This is a genomic window from Rhodococcoides trifolii (assembly GCF_014635345.1).
Classification (GTDB): domain Bacteria; phylum Actinomycetota; class Actinomycetes; order Mycobacteriales; family Mycobacteriaceae; genus Rhodococcoides; species Rhodococcoides trifolii.
Map to the genome: position 1 here is coordinate 81,638 of NZ_BMCU01000004.1, position 16,881 is coordinate 98,518.

Below are 16,881 nucleotides of genomic sequence, written 5' to 3' on the forward strand. Positions count from 1 at the left end.
GCACGCGTGTACGAAGGTCCGGTTCAGGATCTGATCGACGAACTCGGCAAACTGCCCGGAGTTGGCCCGAAGAGCGCGCAGCGCATCGCCTTTCACCTCCTCGGCGTCGAGGCGCCCGACATCGACCGCCTGCAGCGCGCGTTGCAGAAAGTGCGCGACGGAGTGCAATTCTGCATCGTGTGCGGAACCGTGTCCGACAAGGAAATGTGCCGAATCTGCTCCGACTCCCGGCGTGACCGCACCAAGATCTGCGTCGTCGAAGAGCCGAAAGACGTTCAGGCCGTTGAACGTACACGCGAGTTCAAAGGGCGCTACCACGTACTCGGAGGGGCGCTCGATCCGCTCAGCGGTATCGGACCGGACCAGCTCAGAATCCGAGAACTGTTGACGCGCATCGGAAACCAAGTCGACGGCGTGGACGTCTCCGAAGTCATCATCGCAACCGACCCCAACACCGAAGGCGAAGCGACGGCGACGTACCTGCTTCGGATGCTGCGGGACTTCCCGGGTTTGAGTGTCACTCGTCTCGCCTCGGGACTCCCGATGGGCGGGGACCTCGAGTTCGCCGACGAGCTCACCCTGGGGCGGGCGCTGTCGGGGCGGAACGTTATGCGCTGACGCACATGGGTGTGAAAAGGAGTCCCAGGGGACTCTTTTCCACACCCGACCTGTTGATCCACAGGTTCTCCAGCCGCCCAGGTCGGGGCGGCGGTGTGGTGCGTGCGATCAGTAACGCTGCAGCACATGGACGACGGGGATTGGCAATCCGTTCTGGATGCACAGCACGGCGTGGTGACGACGTCGCAGCTGGCGGCGTTCGGGCGGTCGCCCACCGCGGTGAAGTTCCACGTGGACTCCGGGCAGTGGCTGCGAGTTTTCTACGGCGTGATCGCGGTGACCAACGGCCCTCTGTCGCGCGCGATGCACCTGCAAGCAGCACTGCTCTATGGCGGGAGCGGGGCACTGCTGAGTCATGTCACGGCAGCGGAAGAATGGGGAATGCGGCGGGCAGCAGTAGCCGGCCCGGTTCACATCACAGTCAGGCACGGGTGCTCCGCGGTGAGCCAGGGTGAGGTCGCCCGCCGTTCGGCTTTACGAGCCACGTCCAGGTCCAACCGCATCGTTCACCCCGGTGTCGTCGTCCACCGGTCGAGAGCCATTGCTCATATCGGTGTCGAATTCGATCAGCCGCGCACATCGAAGGCCGACACCGCAATCGACCTGGCAGTGATCGAACCCACTGCGCGGGGCGCCATCATTCGGTTCGTCGAGGCCGTCACCGCAGGGGCGATCCCGATCGCCACGATGCGGGCCAAGCTCGAGGTCAGGCCGCCGCGTAGGTACAGAAGGGCCCTGCACGACGCCCTCCGGATGCTCGCCGACGGTGTTCACTCCGTTCTCGAACACCGGTACGCGCTCGACGTGGAACGCAAGCACGGTCTCCCCTCAGCTCGCCGGCAGGCGCCGCACATAGTCGATGGTCGGACCCTGTTCGAGGACGTGGACTACACGCGGTCAGGCGTACCCCTGATCGTCCGGCTGGACGGCCAGGGTTTTCACGGAGCGCGACAGATCCGGTTTCGCGATCGTCGCCGGGACAACGCGGCAGAACTCGCTGATCGACCTCGACTCACGTACGGATGGGACGACGTCACAGGCGACCCGTGCGCGGTGTACGCCGAAGTGCGCGAAGTGCTGGTGCGAGAGGGGTGGGTGGATACGTCGGCTCCTTGTGGGCGCTGCGCGCCTCGGGTGTGAAAAAGAGTGTCAGGGGACTCTTTTTCACACCCGTGTGCCGAAGGCGCCTACAACCGCTCCCGCCGCAACTGCTCCACATCCTCGAGCACCAACGGCTCCAACGTCACGCCCATCGCCTTCTCCAGCAGATAGTCCGCCAACTCCGGATTGCGGGCGAGTGCCGGCCCGTGCATGTACGTCCCGATCACCGAGCCTTGCACGACGCCTTCCTGCCCGTCCCCCACCCCGTTCCCGACTCCCGACGCGACCCGCGCGAAGCCGGTGGCGGAGGGCCCCAATGTCGTTCCGCCGCGGTGGTTCTCGAATCCGGTGAGCTTCTGCGTCAGACCTGCGAGCGACGGTGTCGAGACGACCTCGCCGATCGACCGCGTCGGTTGGGGTGCGGTGGTGACGTCGAGCATCGAGACACCGTCGACGCGTTCGCCCGAGGACGTCTCGTACCAGTTGCCGAGCACTTGGATGGCGGCGCAGATCGCCAGAACCGGCGCCCCGCGCGACGCTGCGTTCTGCAGACCCGGGTAGCGAGCAAGGTGTTTCGTCGCCAACCGCTGGGCCGAATCCTCCGCTCCACCAAGGACATAGAGGTCCAGCGACTCCGGCACCGGATCGCTCAAGGTGACCGAGACGACCTCGGCGGCGATGCCGCGCATCAGAAGTCGTTGGCGCAGAACGAGAGCGTTGCCGCTGTCGCCGTACGTCCCCATCACGTCGGGTAGAACCAGGCCAATTCTCACCGTCTCAGACATCGCGCGTCTCCCTCGCCAGCGCCCGCCCGAGGTCACGGAACGCGGTGTAGTTGGCCAGCACCTCGACGCGACCCGGCGGACAGGATGCGATGGCCTTCAACGGATCTCGCACCACGGTGTGCGGCGACCCGGCGTAGGTCAGGCGTACGCCGAGATCCGTCGCCCGTTCACCGGAGGCCACCACTTGCACGCCCTCGAAGTGTTCGAATCGCACGTCCCACAGCCACGACAGATCCTCGCCGTCCGGAACCTGCCCGTTGACCGCGATCACGAGACCGTCGACGTCGGGGTCGATCATCGACAGGGCCTCCTGCCATCCGGCGGGGTTCTTGGCGAGAAGCATTCGGACGGAGTGAGATCCGTATTGCACGGTGCTGTAGCGGCCGGCAACCTCGCTGACCGTCGACACGGCGGCGACGGCATCCTCCACCGACGCGCCCAGTGTGACGGCAGCCGCCACGGCCTGGGCGGCGTTGCCGCGGTTGGCGTTTCCCGGCAGTGCAAGGGAAAGAGCAACCTTCACGCCGTCCGGACCGTACAGGTACGAGGAGTCCAGCCACCAATCCGGTTCCGGCCGTGCGAAATCCGAGCCAGTCGAACGCCAGTGCGGTCCGTCCCACAGGATCGGCTCGCCCGTGCGCGGGCAGCTGACCGAATCGCCGACCCATCCACCGCCGGCCGCCACCCACACGACGTGGGCAGCGTCGTACGCCGCCGACGTCATGAGCACGTCGTCGCAGTTGGCGATCACCACCGTCTCCGGGTGACGCTCGAGTCCCGCACGGAGTTTGCGTTCGATCATGTTGATCTCGCCGACGCGGTCCAACTGGTCGCGACTGAGATTGAGCAGCACCACGGCCGCCGGGTTCACCGCGTCGCACACGTGCGGAACGTGCAGTTCGTCGACCTCGAGAGCAGCCAGGGGAGCATCGCGTCGAACGTTCAGGGCGGCGACGATCCCGGCGTCCATGTTCGCGCCGTCGGCCTGGGTTGCCACCTCGCCGAGGGTGGCCAGCGCGGCTGCGGTCATGCGCGTCGTCGTCGATTTACCGTTGGTTCCGGTGATCACGACGGTGCGTCGACCGGCCCCGAGCTGCGCCATGATCGTGGGGTCGATCTTCAGGGCGACGAGGCCGCCGATCATCGAGCCCTTACCTCGGCCTGCCTTTTGAGATGCCCACGCCGCCGCGGACGCCGCACCGAGGGCGAGACGGCCGCGCGGACGCACACGCTTGTCGATCATGGCGCCGAGTCTGGCACAAACTCGGTAGCCACCCGCGAAAGGCAGTGGCTACCCTCTGCAGACATGTCCTGGACGACGATCACCGACGCCGACGAACTCACCGCCCTCATCGGAACGCCGTCTTTTCGTGCGGCGAACAAGGACCGGTCCACGCTGCACTCCCTGGATCGTGACTGGCTGTCGAAGTCGCCTTTTGCCCTCGTCGCCACCGCCGACGAGAACGGTCGATGCGACGTCTCGCCGAAGGGTGACCCGCCCGGGCAGCTCGTCCACGTGATCGACGACACCACGATCGCGCTGGCCGAGCGCCCCGGCAACAAGCGGATGGACGGCTACCGCAACGTCCTCGTCAACCCGTACGTCGGACTGAACTTCTTCGTCCCCGGCCGGGGCGACACGTTGCGCATCAACGGCCGCGCATCCCTCGTCACCGATGCCCCGTTCTTCGACGACCTCGTCGTGAAGGGCCACCGGCCGATCCTGTGTCTCGTCGTCGACATCGAGCAGATATTCCACCACTGCGCGAAGGCGTTCCTGCGGTCACGGTTGTGGGAACCGGAGACCTGGAATCCGTCGGCACTTCCGTCGGTCGCGGTCATGACGAAAACGTTGATCCCGCAGGCCCCAGAATCGATCGCCGAACTCGAGACCTACTACGGAAAAGCCTACGAAGAGGGTCTGTACCGCTGATTCCGACCGGCCTCCGGCCTTCCCGCCAGGTCTAGCGCGCCGGATCTAGCGCGAGAGGATCCGCTCGATGTCGTCCAGCACGGCTTGCCCGCCCTTGGGTCCGACACCGGTGATCCAGTAGGACTGGTCGACCGCGTGCGGATCGGGGAAGGCCGACGCGTTGGCGGTGATCACCGCCGGGATCGACGACGGATCGTCCGGGGTGGTCGAGGTGACCACCACCAGGTCGGCTCGAGCGTCCGCGACGAGTTCGGGTGAGAGGTCGACACTGATCTCGTCGCCCCACTCCGGACGGGGCGGCGTGGTGAAGCCGGCGCATTCGAGTGTGCTGCCGGCGAAGGAGAGCGGGCCGTAGAGCGTCAGGAGATCGTCGCGCGGTCGGATCAACTGTGCGGTCTTTCCCTCGGTCGCATACGTGGAGGCGATGTCCTCGCACCGTGAGCGGTAGGCGTCGAGCAGCGGTTCGGGGTCGCGCCCCAGCGCAGACGCCACCACGCGAACGTTGTCCTGCCACGGGTCGCTCTGCGACGCCATGAAGACGGTCGGTGCCATCGCCGCCAACTGGTCGTACAACTTCCCGTGCCGTGTTTCGGTCCCGAGGATGAGGTCTGGTGCGAGCGCGGCGATTGATTCGATGCGCGGCTCGGCGACCATCCCGACGGTCTCGATGTCGGCGGCGTCCGGGCCGAGATAAGCCGGAACTCCGGTTGTCTCGCTGAGCACAGCGGTTCCGACGGGCACGATTCCGAGCGCGACGGCCGTGTCGAGCTCGACGGGTTCGAGCGTGACGACGCGCAGCGGGTCCGCAGGCACGTCGGTCGTGCCGCGTGCGTGTGTGACGGACCGAGTGTCCGTCTCCGACGCGTCGTCCGAGGTCGTCGTCGAGCAGGAGGTCAGGGCAAGGACACCGCAGGCGGCCAGCAGAAGAATCCGTCTCATATGAGGTGACCCTAAGCGAGCGGCCGCACCAGTGGGGGTGTGCCGATCGTGGCCACCGCCGGCCCAGCGGCTTTTCGGAATCCCCAAGCGCATCCACCGATCACCACGGCCGCCCCGATGAGCGAGACGACGCTCGGGTTCTCGTGCAGCACCAGCCACGACGCCCCGATCCCGACCACCGGAACGAGAAGCGAGAACGGCGCGACGGTTCCTGCCGAGTACCGGCCCATCAGGTACGTCCAGATTCCGGTGCCGACAAGAGTGGCAGGGCCGACGATGAACGCGAGTCCGGCGAGAGCCGGCCAGCCCGAACCGCTGAACGACGTTCCCAGTGCCGCCCACCCCGTTCCCGGACCTTCGACGACGGCCGAGACGGCCAGCATCGGCAGGGGCGGCACGACGGTCATCCAGAGCATGAGTTGCATCGGCCGCTGAGCTTGCGCCAGCCGGCTGCCCAGGTTGCCGAACGCCCAGCCCAGCCCGGCGAGCAAGGTCAGCACGACGGGAAGAAGTGACGCCCCGCTGCGGGTAGGCAGGATGCCGGTCGGATCGACTGCCCGGTCCCACCCGATGAGGACCATGCCGCCGATGGCGACGCCGATCCCGATCCATTGCCGCCGGCCGACGTGCTCGCGCAGCAGCAGCGCTCCGAGAATCACGGTGAACGGCGCCGACGACTGCAGGACGAGCGACGCCAACCCGGTCGGCATGCCGATGTGCATCGCGCTGAACAGGAAGGCGAACTGGAGAAATCCGAAGCCGAAGCCGTAGAGCAGCAACCACTTCAGCGGGACCTTCGGTTGCGGCACGAAGAGGACGACGGGTACGGCGATGACCAGAAAGCGCAGGGCCGCGAAGAAGAACGGCGGAAAGTGGTTCAGCCCGGCGCGGATGGCGAGGAAGTTCAGCCCCCACAGCACTGCGACGGTGAGTCCGAGGAGCTTGTCGCGTGTGGTCATGGCCGCAACTCTGACCGACGTGAAGCATCAGCACAAGGCAATAAAATCGACCCAATACTGTAGTTTTACTACATGGACACCGAGCGGTTGCGCATTCTGCGCGAGCTCGCCGATCGCGGAACCGTCGCCGCGACAGCGGCGACACTGAACATGACCCCGTCCGCCGTGTCCCAGCAGCTCAAGGTCCTCGCACGGGAGGCGGGTGTTGCCCTCCTCGAACCCGACGGTCGACGCGTACGCCTCACCGACGCCGGCCGCGCCCTCGTCCTGCGCGCCGAGGACGTTCTCGGCGCGCTTGCGCACGCCGAAGCCGAAATGGAGTCCTACCGCGGGTCACCCCGCGGGACGGTCCGGGTGGCGATGTTCCCGTCCGGGGCGTCGCTGCTTCTTCCCGGTTTGCTGGACCGGATCGAGGGGGTGGAACTCGTGGCGGGCGACGAGGACTACCCCGCATCCGACGTCAACCGACTTCTCGCCGACTACGACGTGGTGCTCACGCATCGCGACGAGCGTGCCCCATCGACGGCCGCGCCGCGCGTTGCCGTCCGGACGTTGATGCGTGAACCCATCGACCTGGTGCTCCCGGCGACCCACCGTTTCGCGGACGCGGAATCGGTCGACATCCACGACCTCGCGGGCGAGCGGTGGATCAGCGTGCGCGGCGGTTTTCCCGTCGACGACGTGCTGAACTCCATCGCAACGGTCACCGGCATACAGCCGCGAGTAGTGCAGCGCATCAACGACTTCCGCGTCACCGAGGAGCTCGTGGCCCACGGTCACGGTGTCGCGCTGATGCCGCGGTATGCATCCACCCATCCGGCGGTGAAGCGGACGAGAATCGCGGGGGTGCGGGCAGCCAGAATCTACGAGCTGGCCACCCGCCCCGGCGCCGAACGACGACCCGCAATTGCCTCCGTCGTCACCGCGTTCGAGAAGCAGGCTATGTCCGTGCAGCAGCCCGGTTGACCGCCGACACCACCGCACGCAGCGACGCCGTCGTGATCGACGTGGCGATACCGACGCCCCACACAACCACCGACCGGCCTCCGGCCTGCCCGCCGACCTCGGACCGGCCTCCGGGCAGGGTCACCGACGCTTCGACGTAGGCCGCGGCCTGCGCGTCGTCACCGGCGGACATGGCGTGCTCGGAGTAGTCGAGAACGCTGACGTCGTACCCCGTGGTGGACAGGGCGTCCACGAATGCCGCGAGCGGACCGTTTCCGGCGCCGGTGATCTCCTGCTCGCTACCGTTGATCTTGACGGTGGCTGTGATGGAATCGATGCCCCCGTCTTCCTCGGCGGCGGTGACCTTCTGACGCATGCGCTCGAGCGGGACCAACGGGGCCAGGTACTCCTCGGAGAACACGTCCCACATGGCCTTCGGCGACACCTCGCCGCCCTCACCGTCGGTGACGCGCTGCACCGATTGCGAGAACTCGATCTGCAGTCGGCGCGGCAGCGCCAATCCGTGATCGGACTTCATGATGTATGCGACGCCGCCCTTGCCCGACTGCGAGTTGACGCGAATGACCGCCTCGTACGTCCGGCCGACGTCCTTGGGGTCGATCGGCAGGTAGGGAACCTGCCACAGGATGTTGTCGACGTCCGAGTCCTGTTCGTCCGCAGCGACTTTCATCGCGTCGAGACCCTTGTTGACGGCGTCCTGGTGACTGCCGGAGAAGGCGGTGTAGACCAGGTCTCCGCCGTACGGATGCCGTTCGTGCACCGGCAACTGGTTGCAGTACTCGACGGTGCGGCGAATCTCGTCGATGTTGGAGAAGTCGATCTGCGGATCCACGCCACGGGTGAACAGGTTGAGTCCCAACGTCACCAGGCAGACGTTGCCGGTGCGCTCACCGTTGCCGAACAGGCATCCCTCGATGCGATCGGCGCCGGCCTGGTAGCCCAGTTCGGCTGCGGCGACGCCGGTTCCGCGGTCGTTGTGCGGATGCAGGCTCAGCACGATCGACTCGCGGCGAGCCAGGTTGCGGCTCATCCACTCGATCGAATCGGCGTAGACGTTCGGTGTCGTCATCTCCACCGTCGCAGGCAGATTGAGGATCATCGGGTCCGAGGGCGACGGGTCCATGATCTCGGTGACCGCGTCGCAGACTTCCTTCGCGAAGCTCAGTTCGGTTCCGGTGTAGGACTCGGGCGAGTACTCGTAGCGCCAGTGCGTGTCCGGGTACTTCGTCGCTTCCTCGAGGATCTTGTGTGCACCGTCGGTGGCGATCTTCTTGATGGCGTCACGGTCTGCGCGAAACACCACGCGGCGCTGCAGAATCGACGTCGAGTTGTAGAAGTGGACGATCACCGATCGCGCGCCTTCGCAGGCGACGAACGTGCGCTCGATCAGCTCGGGACGGCACTGCGTCAGGACCTGGATGGTGACGTCGTCGGGAATGGCACCGTCCTCGATGATCTCGCGGACGAAGTCGAAGTCGGTCTGGCTCGCGGAGGGGAAACCGACCTCGATCTCCTTGTAGCCCATACGAACCAGCAGATCGAACATACGACGCTTGCGCGCCGGGCTCATCGGGTCGATCAGTGCTTGATTGCCGTCCCGGAGGTCGACTGCACACCACTGCGGAGTGCGGTCGATGACCTTGTTCGGCCACGTGCGATCGGGCAGGGAGATGGTCTCGACCTCTTCGGTGAAGGGTCGGTACCGGTAGGTGCGCATCGAGGAGTTCTTCTGCGTGTTCCACGTCGGCTGGTCGTTCGGCGCGGGGCGTGTCGGTGTGTTGACGATGTGAGATCCGGAGGTGAAAGCGTCAGCGGGTGACATAGCTGTTCTCAATTCGAAGTAGATCCGTAAGACCGGCGCGACGAAACCCCGCGACGGGATGCCGGTCTATGGAATCAGACCCCGCCGCGGCTGTGAAGAAGAAGCGCGCCATACGCGTGCGCTGACCGAAGCATGGCGTCACCATACTCCAGCCTCCTGCGCCTTTTGCCGCCAATCCTCGTTCGGCCGAAAGCGCTTTCCGTCGGGCGTCGCCCAGCACTGCGCCAGCAGCCCGTAACCGAGCTCGTCGACCCGAACGTGCCCGGGCCAGACCCGAGCGGTCCACTCGCGGTCGTCGTGGGCCGAGTGCTCGGCGGCCAACGCGGCGCCCACCAGTTCGAACTGCAGGTCTCTCCGCAGCTCGAGCGAGGCCGACGGGGGTTCGCTCTCCAGCTGGTCCAGCAGCGCCGTCGCCACGTCGACGACGCGCCGATCGCTCCACCGCAACCACCGTCGGTACGCGCGCGGCGACACCAGCCACATCGAGGCGAGGGCGCACGCGACGCCGAGTGCGGTCTCGACCAGTCGATCCACCCCCAACGACACGGCGTTCGCGCCCGGGTGCGACGCACCACCGATCAGCAGCGCCAGGGGAGTGATGAAGGTGACGGCGACGGCGTAGTTACGGGCGATGTAGAGCTCGATGAGGAACTGCAATGCCATCAGGACCAGCAGGAGGACGACTCCGCTCAGGGACAGCGACCACGCCGCCACGAACAGCCCGACTCCCACCACCGTGCCGACGAGACGGTGAATTCCGCGAACGGTGCCGCGGCGGCGGTCGGGTCCGGCCTGCAGCACGAGCACCGCCGAGATCACCGCCCAGTCGGGCCGTCCGAGACCGAACGCGATCGTGAGCAACCCGGCCGCAGTCGCCGCGACGAGGACGCGAAGGGCGGTCGTCGCAGCATGGGATTCGTACGTGGCCGCGCGTCGTAATCGATAGAGAACGGTCGGTCGCGCCAACGGCACTTGCCGATGGGCGGTATCGATGGCGTCGAGCGCAGTCGAGGAACTGACGGAAGCGAACGCGACGTGCGCGGCCCAGAGGCGTGCGACGAGGGGGTTGTCGGGGCGCCGGACGGGGACGCCTGCGTCGTGCAGCGTCGACCACGCGATGTGCAACCGGACCGCCGCGGCGTGCCGCGCGTGCGTGACGTGCTCGCCATCGGCGTGCACACCGGTCACCCGATCGACGGCCGCCGCCGCGGCGTTCACGGCGTCGTCCTGCGGCTTCGCCGGTCGCCACGCAGCGCCGGACATGCCCACGAGCAGCGACGACACCACCCCGATCGCCACGCACGCGACGTTGGTCGTCGTCGCGATCCCTGCCTTCGGCAGCACCGACGAGACCCCGCAGACCAGGACGAAGAAGAACGCACCAGGCGGTCCCAGGCGCAACGCGTCGACGACGAACGTCGACGCGACCCCGACCGTCACCATGGCCGCGACGACCACCACGGCACTGCCCGTCTCCCCGGCCAGACCGCCGAGAAGGGCGGACAGCAGCAGAGCGGCCCCCGCCGTCAGAATCACCAGCGCGCGGACCCGGTAGGCCCGACCCTCGCCGTAGACGATCGCGAAACCGCCGGTCACCGTCAGCAGCGCCTCGTTCGGAAATCCGGCCGCGAACGCGACGAGTGCGGGGATGCCGAAGGCGAGTGCAGCGCGCACTCCGCCCGGCCAGCGGGTGCCGACGGAGGGAAACGCGAAGAGAAGACTGCGCCGACGTGCGACGGGTGGAAGCGGGGTGGTCACCCGCCGATTTTAGGGTCACCGCCGAGGTCGGTACTCTTCACCAGGGTTTCCGCCCACTCGCCCGTCCATCTGGAGGTAACACCACCGTGGCTCTCGTCGTCCAGAAGTACGGAGGGTCCTCGGTCGCGACCGCCGAGCGGATCCGTCGCGTCGCTGAACGGATCGTCGAGACCAAACGCAAGGGCAACGACGTGGTCGTCGTCGTCTCCGCGATGGGCGACACCACGGACGAGCTTCTCGACCTCGCGCAGCAGGTGTGCCCCGCCCCACCTGCCCGCGAGATGGACATGCTGCTCACTTCCGGCGAACGCATCTCCAACGCACTGGTGGCCATGGCCATTCACTCGCTCGGCGCCGAAGCCCGCTCGTTCACCGGATCGCAGGCCGGCGTCGTCACCACCAGCGTGCACGGCAACGCCAAGATCATCGACGTCACTCCCGGCCGGGTGCGCGACGCGCTGGACCAGGGCTCGATCGTTCTCGTCGCCGGGTTCCAGGGTGTCAGCCAGGACAGCAAGGACGTGACCACGCTCGGACGCGGCGGTTCCGACACCACGGCCGTCGCCCTCGCCGCCGCGCTGAAGGCCGACGTGTGCGAGATCTACACCGACGTCGACGGCATCTTCACCGCGGACCCGCGCATCGTCCCCGACGCCCGTCATCTCGAGACGGTCTCGTTCGAGGAGATGCTGGAAATGGCTGCGTGCGGCGCGAAGGTGCTGATGCTGCGGTGCGTGGAATACGCACGGCGCTACAACGTTCCGGTGCACGTCCGCTCGTCGTACACCACCAAAAAAGGGACCATCGTGTCCGGATCAATGGAGGACATCCCCGTGGAAGAAGCCATCCTCACCGGCGTTGCTCACGACCGCAGCGAGGCCAAGGTGACGGTCGTCGGCCTTCCCGACGAGCCCGGCTACGCGGCGAAGATCTTCCGGGTCGTCGCCGACGCCGAGATCAACATCGACATGGTCCTGCAGAACATCTCGAAGATCGAGACCGGCAAGACCGACATCACTTTCACGCTGCCGAAGACGGACGGACCGCGTGCGGTCGAGCAACTCACCAAGATGAAGAGTGAGATCGGCTTCACGCAGGTGCTCTACGACGACCACATCGGCAAGGTGTCCCTCATCGGTGCCGGCATGAAGACGCACCCCGGCGTCACGGCGACGTTCTGCGAGGCGCTGGCCGAAGCGGGCGTCAACATCGATCTGATCAGCACCTCGGAGATTCGAATTTCGGTGCTGTGCAAGGACTCCGAACTCGACGACGCGGTGCGCGCGCTGCACGCGGCGTTCGAGCTCGGCGGCGACGAAGTGGCCGTGGTGCACGGCGGAACCGGAAGGTAGAGCAATCATGGGAAGCGTGAAGGCCGGAGGCCGGCCGGGATCGGGATTGTCCATCGGAGTCGTCGGCGCAACCGGCCAGGTCGGCGCAGTCATGCGAAACCTGTTGCAGGAGCGCAAGTTCCCAGCCGACTCGATTCGATTCTTCGCATCCGCCCGCTCGGCAGGCAAGACGTTGCCGTGGGGCGACGGCGACATCACCGTCGAGGACGCGTCCACCGCGGATCCGTCGGGACTCGACATCGCGCTGTTCTCCGCCGGTGCGACGATGTCTCGTGAGCAGGCTCCTCGCTTCGCCGCCGCCGGGGTGACCGTCATCGACAACTCGTCGGCCTGGCGCAAGGATCCGGACGTCCCGTTGGTGGTCAGCGAGGTGAACCCGGAGGCCGTGCGGAACCTGGCCAAGGGCATCATCGCCAACCCGAACTGCACCACGATGGCCGCGATGCCCGTGCTCAAGGTGTTGCACGACGAAGCCGGACTACAGCGACTGATCGTGTCCAGCTACCAGGCGGTCTCGGGCAGCGGACTCGCCGGCGTCGAGGAGTTGGCGTCGCAGGCGCGAGCGGTGATCGACGACGTGGAACAGCTCGTCCACGACGGAAGCTCCGTCACGTTCCCGGCTCCGAACAAGTACGTCGCTCCCATCGCCTTCAACGTGCTGCCGCTGGCCGGCTCGTTGGTTGACGACGGATCCGGCGAGACGGACGAGGATCAGAAACTCCGGTTCGAATCGCGCAAGATCCTGGGCCTGCCCGAGCTGCTGGTCAGCGGGACCTGTGTGCGTGTCCCCGTCTTCACCGGGCACTCGCTGTCGATCAACGCCGAGTTCGCGAATCCCCTGTCGGTCGAGCGAGCGCAGCAGCTGCTCGCATCGGCACCCGGAGTTCGATTGGTCGACGTGCCGACACCCCTGCAGGCTGCCGGAATCGACGAGTCCCTCGTGGGCCGTATCCGTCGGGACGAGGGTGTTCCCGACGGACGTGGCCTGGCACTGTTCGTCTCCGGCGACAACCTGCGCAAGGGCGCGGCACTGAACACCATTCAGATCGCGGAGCTGTTCCTGTAGGCAGCGGTCCGAATTCTCAGCATTTTCATACCGAGCGGTCGTAACGCTGCCGACAGAGCGGGCGACGTTACTGGTATGAAGCCCCAATCGAACAATCAGCCGACGTCCGTGTCGGATCGCGTGCCGTTGCTCAGGTCGCTGCTGTTCGCTCTGCTCGTTCGCTGATCAGAACGTCGCCTTCGGCACGATGATCCACAGCAGCAGGTAGAGCACGAACTGCGGGCCGGGGAGCAGGCAGGACAGCACGAAGATCAGCCGAACCACGTTCGGGCTGATGCCGAAGTAGTTGCCGATTCCTGCGCAGACGCCGGCGAACACCTTTCCGGAGCGGGGGCGGGTCAGTCGTCGTGCGGGTGCGTTCATCGAAAATCATTCCTTCTGTTGTCGTTGCCTTCACTGTGCCCGAGGTGCCGTGCGCTCGGCATCGCCCTCGAGACTGACAACGACCCTGAGTGGCCTCAGGGTTCCCCCTTCCGAATGCCGGAACCAGAGTGTCGTGCATCACATGGAGAGGCGCACACTCGTCACCATGACCGCTATCGTCCGAAACCAGTGGTACGTCGCCGCCTACGGCCGTGAGGTGAGCCGCGAGCTGTTCTCCCGAACCATCTGCGGCGAACCGATATTGTTCTGGCGCACCGAGGGCGGTGAGGTCACCGCGATGAGCGATCGATGCGTCCATCGCCGCTTCCCGCTGTCGCAGTCTCCGAGTCGTCTCGTCGACGACACCGTCGTCTGCGGATACCACGGCTTCACCTACGGCGCGGACGGCGTGTGCGTCGCGGTCCCCGGTCAGAAGCGGGTGCCCCGCACTGCACGGTTGACGTCCTACTCCGTGGTCGAACAGGACTCGTTCGTGTGGGTGTGGATTGCCGACCCCGAGCGGCCCGGCACTGCGGATCCGTCGACCATCCCGCGGGCGCGCTGGCTCGACTCTCCGGACTGGGACGCCGTCAGCGGTGTCGAACACATCGATTGCAACTACGGCCTGCTCGTCGACAACCTCCTCGATCTCTCCCACGAGACGTACCTGCACGGCGGCTACATCGGAACCCCGGAGGTGGCCGAGACGCCCATCACCACCGAGGTCGACGACGACGCGGGCATCGTCTACGTCTCCCGCCACATGGACGACGCGCAGTGCCCGCCGTTCTATTCGAAGTCCACCGGGGTGCAGGGGCGCATCACCCGGTGGCAGGACATCGAGTACACACCACCGTGCCTGTACCTGCTGCACAGTCGGATCGCTCCGGTGGGTGCGGCGCTTCCGGCCGACGACGGCACCGACACCGAGGCGTTCCATACCGAGATCGTCTACGCCATCACTCCGGAGACCGAGCATTCGACGCACGACTTCTGGTGCGTCGCCCGCGATTTCGCCCGCGGGGACGACGAGGTGTCGACGTTCCTGGCCGAGAACAATCGTACGGTGGTCATGCAGGACGTGGTCGCGTTGGACGTGTTGCAGAAGGCGTTGGACGCGGAGAAGGCCGGCTACCAGGAGTTGTCGATCAACATCGATGCCGGTGGCTTGGCGGCGCGCCGCATCCTGGCCGCCATGGCCGCTCCGGCCCCGGTTCCCGTGAGCTGACGGTGGAACCGACGCGAATGTTGCGTGGCAACAGAGTCATGCGCATCGTCTGGTTACCCGGGACCGATCTCCTTCAGGGTGAGTGCCATTGCGGCGCAACGCACGTCGACGAAGACCCGGCTGCGATGTGGGACTGGCTGCTGGCCCATCCGGTCGGACACGGCGGCACCGAATCGGTCACCGAGGAACGGGTGCTCGCCACCGTCCGGTGACCGGACGTAGGGTGAGCGTGTGCCCCACACCGGCTCGGTCACCGTCCGTGCGCTGCGCCTGCTCGAATCCTTCACTCCCGCAGCGCCGACGCTCACCCTCGGCGAACTCGCTCGTCGGTCCGGCTACCCGCTCACCACGGTGCACCGTTTGACGACGGATCTGCTGTCGTGGGGCGCGTTGGAACGAGATGCGAACGGTCGCTTGCACATCGGCCTGAGATTGTGGGAGGTGGCGTCGCTTGCGCCGCGCGGCGCGTTGCTTCGGGAAGTCGCCATGCCGGTGATGGAGGATCTGTCGCAGATCACGCGGGAGAACGTGCAGCTCGGCATTCTGGACGGGCACGACGTGATCTTCCTCGAGCGCATCGCGGGACAGAACGCAGTTCCCGTCAGGACCCGCGTCGGTGGCCGATTCCCGGCTGTAGCAACGGGAATGGGGCTGGCGTTGCTCGCACACGCGGACCCCGCGGTGCAGGACGCGGTGCTGTCGGCCCCGCTGGAGAGGTTCACGGACAAGACCATCACGGACCCCGGCGTTCTGCGTCGCACCTTTGCGTCGATCCGCCGCACCGAGGTGGCGATCAGCGACCGCCAGGTCACGATGGACGCCGTGTCCGTTGCGGCGCCGATCTTCTCGCGGCCCGGTGTGGCCGTCGCATCCGTGTCGTTGGTGGTGGCTGCCGAGACGGCGAACACGGCGTCGTTGGCCCCGTTGATCAGGGCCGCGGCGCGGACGATCGGGCGAGCGTTGGGCTAGACAGGTAGGACTCGACGACGGCGAGCGTGCCGTCGGTGAAGTTCGCGCCCAGTTCGCGGGCGGTGTCCGCTTCGGGATGCGACGCGATCCACGCGGTCAACTGAATGCGGCGCATGGCAACGAACGTCGACACCATCGACTCATCCTCGCGCCCGAGTGCGGCGACGGTCCGGTACCCGGTCAGCCAGGCGTCGACAAGTTCCGGAACGTCGGATCGATCTTCGACGAACGACAGCGACGCGGCGAGATCGGCCATGTACCAACCGAACCCGCAGTCGTCGAAGTCGATGACCGTCACGCAGTCGTCCGTCACGACGAGGTTCGCGGCGCGCAGATCCGAATGGATCAACCCGAAACGGTCCTTCTCGCAACCGAATCGGCGCAGGCGGTCGTCGATGGTGCGCACGCACCGACCCAGCACGTCGATACCCGCCGCGTCGAGGCCGAGGGAGTCTTGCCAGCGGCCCCAGTGCGCCCGCGGCCCCAACTGCTCCTCGACACCCCAGGTGAGGCGCGAGAATCCGGACGGGGGATGCCACGACTGTGCGTGCCTGTGCAGCCGGGCGCTGACCGCACCGATCTCGGCAAACCACTGCGGGGAATCGTCGGGGGAGGTGCCGTCGACCCAATCGAAGAGTGCCACGTGGCGACCCCCGACGTCGACGACGGACTCACCGGCCGGAGTGCGAACGACGGCGGGGGTGCGCACGACGTCCTCGCGCCGCAGCGCGTCGATCCACGCGTGTTCGCTCTCGATGGCGCGCCGTGAGTGGTACCCGTCGCGGTGGACTCGGAGTGCGCGACGGGAGCCGTCCGCGGTCACCGAGAACGTGGCGTTCTCCGACGTGCTGACCAGTTCCACCGTGGCGCTCTCGGGAATGTCCCAGGACGGCAGTGCGAGCCGGGCGTAGTCGGGCATGGAGGAACGGTACGCGACCAACTAAAAGTCAGGCTGGACTGTTTGTCGTTTCCTCGCTACTGTCGACGGCGTGACCACCGACACACCGACCCGGCGCACGCAG

The 16,881-nt window shown here is 66.6% G+C and carries 17 protein-coding genes; 9 read left to right on the forward strand and 8 right to left on the reverse strand.

The annotated features are described in order from the left end of the window. Window positions 1-6: 6 nt before the first annotated feature. Window positions 7-618, forward strand: a complete 612-nt coding sequence (recR, locus tag IEW02_RS17960; RefSeq protein ID WP_188546265.1) for a recombination mediator RecR — start codon at window positions 7-9, stop codon at window positions 616-618. A gap of 126 nt (window positions 619-744) precedes the next feature. Continuing rightward, window positions 745-1,758, forward strand: coding sequence for a type IV toxin-antitoxin system AbiEi family antitoxin domain-containing protein (locus IEW02_RS17965; RefSeq protein WP_188546266.1), 1,014 nt, complete (start codon window positions 745-747; stop codon window positions 1,756-1,758). A 47-nt stretch (window positions 1,759-1,805) separates the two neighbouring features. Here IEW02_RS17965 and IEW02_RS17970 read toward each other — a convergent pair whose 3' ends face one another. Both IEW02_RS17970 and IEW02_RS17975 read right to left on the reverse strand, forming a co-directional pair. Then, the gene (locus tag IEW02_RS17970) at window positions 1,806-2,504 is read right to left on the reverse strand and encodes a type 1 glutamine amidotransferase (protein WP_188546267.1); all 699 of its coding nucleotides are present in this window, start codon (window positions 2,502-2,504) and stop codon (window positions 1,806-1,808) included. Continuing rightward, window positions 2,497-3,747: a Mur ligase family protein gene (locus IEW02_RS17975; RefSeq protein ID WP_188546268.1), complete on the reverse strand. Its 1,251-nt coding sequence runs from the start codon at window positions 3,745-3,747 to the stop codon at window positions 2,497-2,499. The genes IEW02_RS17970 and IEW02_RS17975 overlap by 8 nt, the downstream gene beginning before the upstream one ends. Window positions 3,748-3,810: 63 nt before the next feature. On the opposite strand from IEW02_RS17975, the gene IEW02_RS17980 reads away from it, so the two are divergent. Beyond that, window positions 3,811-4,437, forward strand: coding sequence for an MSMEG_1061 family FMN-dependent PPOX-type flavoprotein (locus IEW02_RS17980; protein ID WP_188546269.1), 627 nt, complete (start codon window positions 3,811-3,813; stop codon window positions 4,435-4,437). 45 nt (window positions 4,438-4,482) lie between these two features. Here IEW02_RS17980 and IEW02_RS17985 read toward each other — a convergent pair whose 3' ends face one another. Together IEW02_RS17985 and IEW02_RS17990 are read right to left on the reverse strand one after the other, a co-directional pair. Continuing rightward, window positions 4,483-5,376, reverse strand: coding sequence for an ABC transporter substrate-binding protein (locus IEW02_RS17985; protein ID WP_188546270.1), 894 nt, complete (start codon window positions 5,374-5,376; stop codon window positions 4,483-4,485). Window positions 5,377-5,387: 11 nt separating this feature from the next. After that, on the reverse strand, window positions 5,388-6,335 hold the full coding sequence (locus IEW02_RS17990) for an EamA family transporter (RefSeq protein WP_188546271.1): 948 nt from the start codon (window positions 6,333-6,335) through the stop codon (window positions 5,388-5,390). A gap of 72 nt (window positions 6,336-6,407) precedes the next feature. Here IEW02_RS17990 and IEW02_RS17995 point away from each other — a divergent pair, with 72 nt between their 5' ends. Further along, complete coding sequence (locus IEW02_RS17995) at window positions 6,408-7,301, forward strand: LysR family transcriptional regulator (protein ID WP_188546272.1); 894 nt, start codon at window positions 6,408-6,410, stop codon at window positions 7,299-7,301. Here IEW02_RS17995 and leuA read toward each other — a convergent pair. Both leuA and IEW02_RS18005 read right to left on the reverse strand, forming a co-directional pair. Next, window positions 7,276-9,123 carry a 2-isopropylmalate synthase gene (leuA, locus tag IEW02_RS18000; protein WP_188546273.1) on the reverse strand — a complete coding sequence of 616 codons (1,848 nt, stop codon included), beginning with the start codon at window positions 9,121-9,123 and terminating at the stop codon, window positions 7,276-7,278. The two genes, IEW02_RS17995 and leuA, sit on opposite strands and share 26 nt — an antisense overlap. Before the next feature lie 138 nt (window positions 9,124-9,261). Then, complete coding sequence (locus tag IEW02_RS18005; RefSeq protein WP_188546274.1) at window positions 9,262-10,881, reverse strand: FUSC family protein; 1,620 nt, start codon at window positions 10,879-10,881, stop codon at window positions 9,262-9,264. 86 nt (window positions 10,882-10,967) lie between these two features. Here IEW02_RS18005 and IEW02_RS18010 point away from each other — a divergent pair, with 86 nt between their 5' ends. After that, window positions 10,968-12,233, forward strand: coding sequence for an aspartate kinase (locus IEW02_RS18010; RefSeq protein ID WP_188546275.1), 1,266 nt, complete (start codon window positions 10,968-10,970; stop codon window positions 12,231-12,233). Window positions 12,234-12,240: 7 nt separating this feature from the next. After that, window positions 12,241-13,299 carry an aspartate-semialdehyde dehydrogenase gene (locus tag IEW02_RS18015; protein WP_188546276.1) on the forward strand — a complete coding sequence of 353 codons (1,059 nt, stop codon included), beginning with the start codon at window positions 12,241-12,243 and terminating at the stop codon, window positions 13,297-13,299. Window positions 13,300-13,464: 165 nt separating this feature from the next. Here the strand turns inward: IEW02_RS18015 and IEW02_RS18020 are convergent, their stop codons facing one another. Next, the gene (locus IEW02_RS18020; RefSeq protein ID WP_188546277.1) at window positions 13,465-13,662 is read right to left on the reverse strand and encodes a PspC domain-containing protein; all 198 of its coding nucleotides are present in this window, start codon (window positions 13,660-13,662) and stop codon (window positions 13,465-13,467) included. Between the two features lie 166 nt (window positions 13,663-13,828). Between IEW02_RS18020 and IEW02_RS18025 the strand changes: the two genes are divergently transcribed. From IEW02_RS18025 to IEW02_RS18035, 3 genes are read left to right on the forward strand one after another with little or no spacing between them, the layout of a single operon-like run. Further along, entirely contained in the window at window positions 13,829-14,890 is a 1,062-nt protein-coding gene (locus IEW02_RS18025) for an aromatic ring-hydroxylating oxygenase subunit alpha (protein ID WP_188546278.1), read from the forward strand. A gap of 38 nt (window positions 14,891-14,928) precedes the next feature. Continuing rightward, window positions 14,929-15,102 carry a hypothetical protein gene (locus IEW02_RS18030; protein ID WP_229746139.1) on the forward strand — a complete coding sequence of 58 codons (174 nt, stop codon included), beginning with the start codon at window positions 14,929-14,931 and terminating at the stop codon, window positions 15,100-15,102. 19 nt (window positions 15,103-15,121) lie between these two features. Next, the gene (locus IEW02_RS18035) at window positions 15,122-15,859 is read left to right on the forward strand and encodes an IclR family transcriptional regulator (RefSeq protein WP_188546279.1); all 738 of its coding nucleotides are present in this window, start codon (window positions 15,122-15,124) and stop codon (window positions 15,857-15,859) included. On the opposite strand, the gene IEW02_RS18040 is transcribed toward IEW02_RS18035, so the two are convergent. Next, window positions 15,819-16,778, reverse strand: a complete 960-nt coding sequence (locus tag IEW02_RS18040) for a phosphotransferase enzyme family protein (protein WP_188546280.1) — start codon at window positions 16,776-16,778, stop codon at window positions 15,819-15,821. The genes IEW02_RS18035 and IEW02_RS18040 overlap by 41 nt on opposite strands. Between the last annotated feature and the right edge of the window lie 103 nt (window positions 16,779-16,881).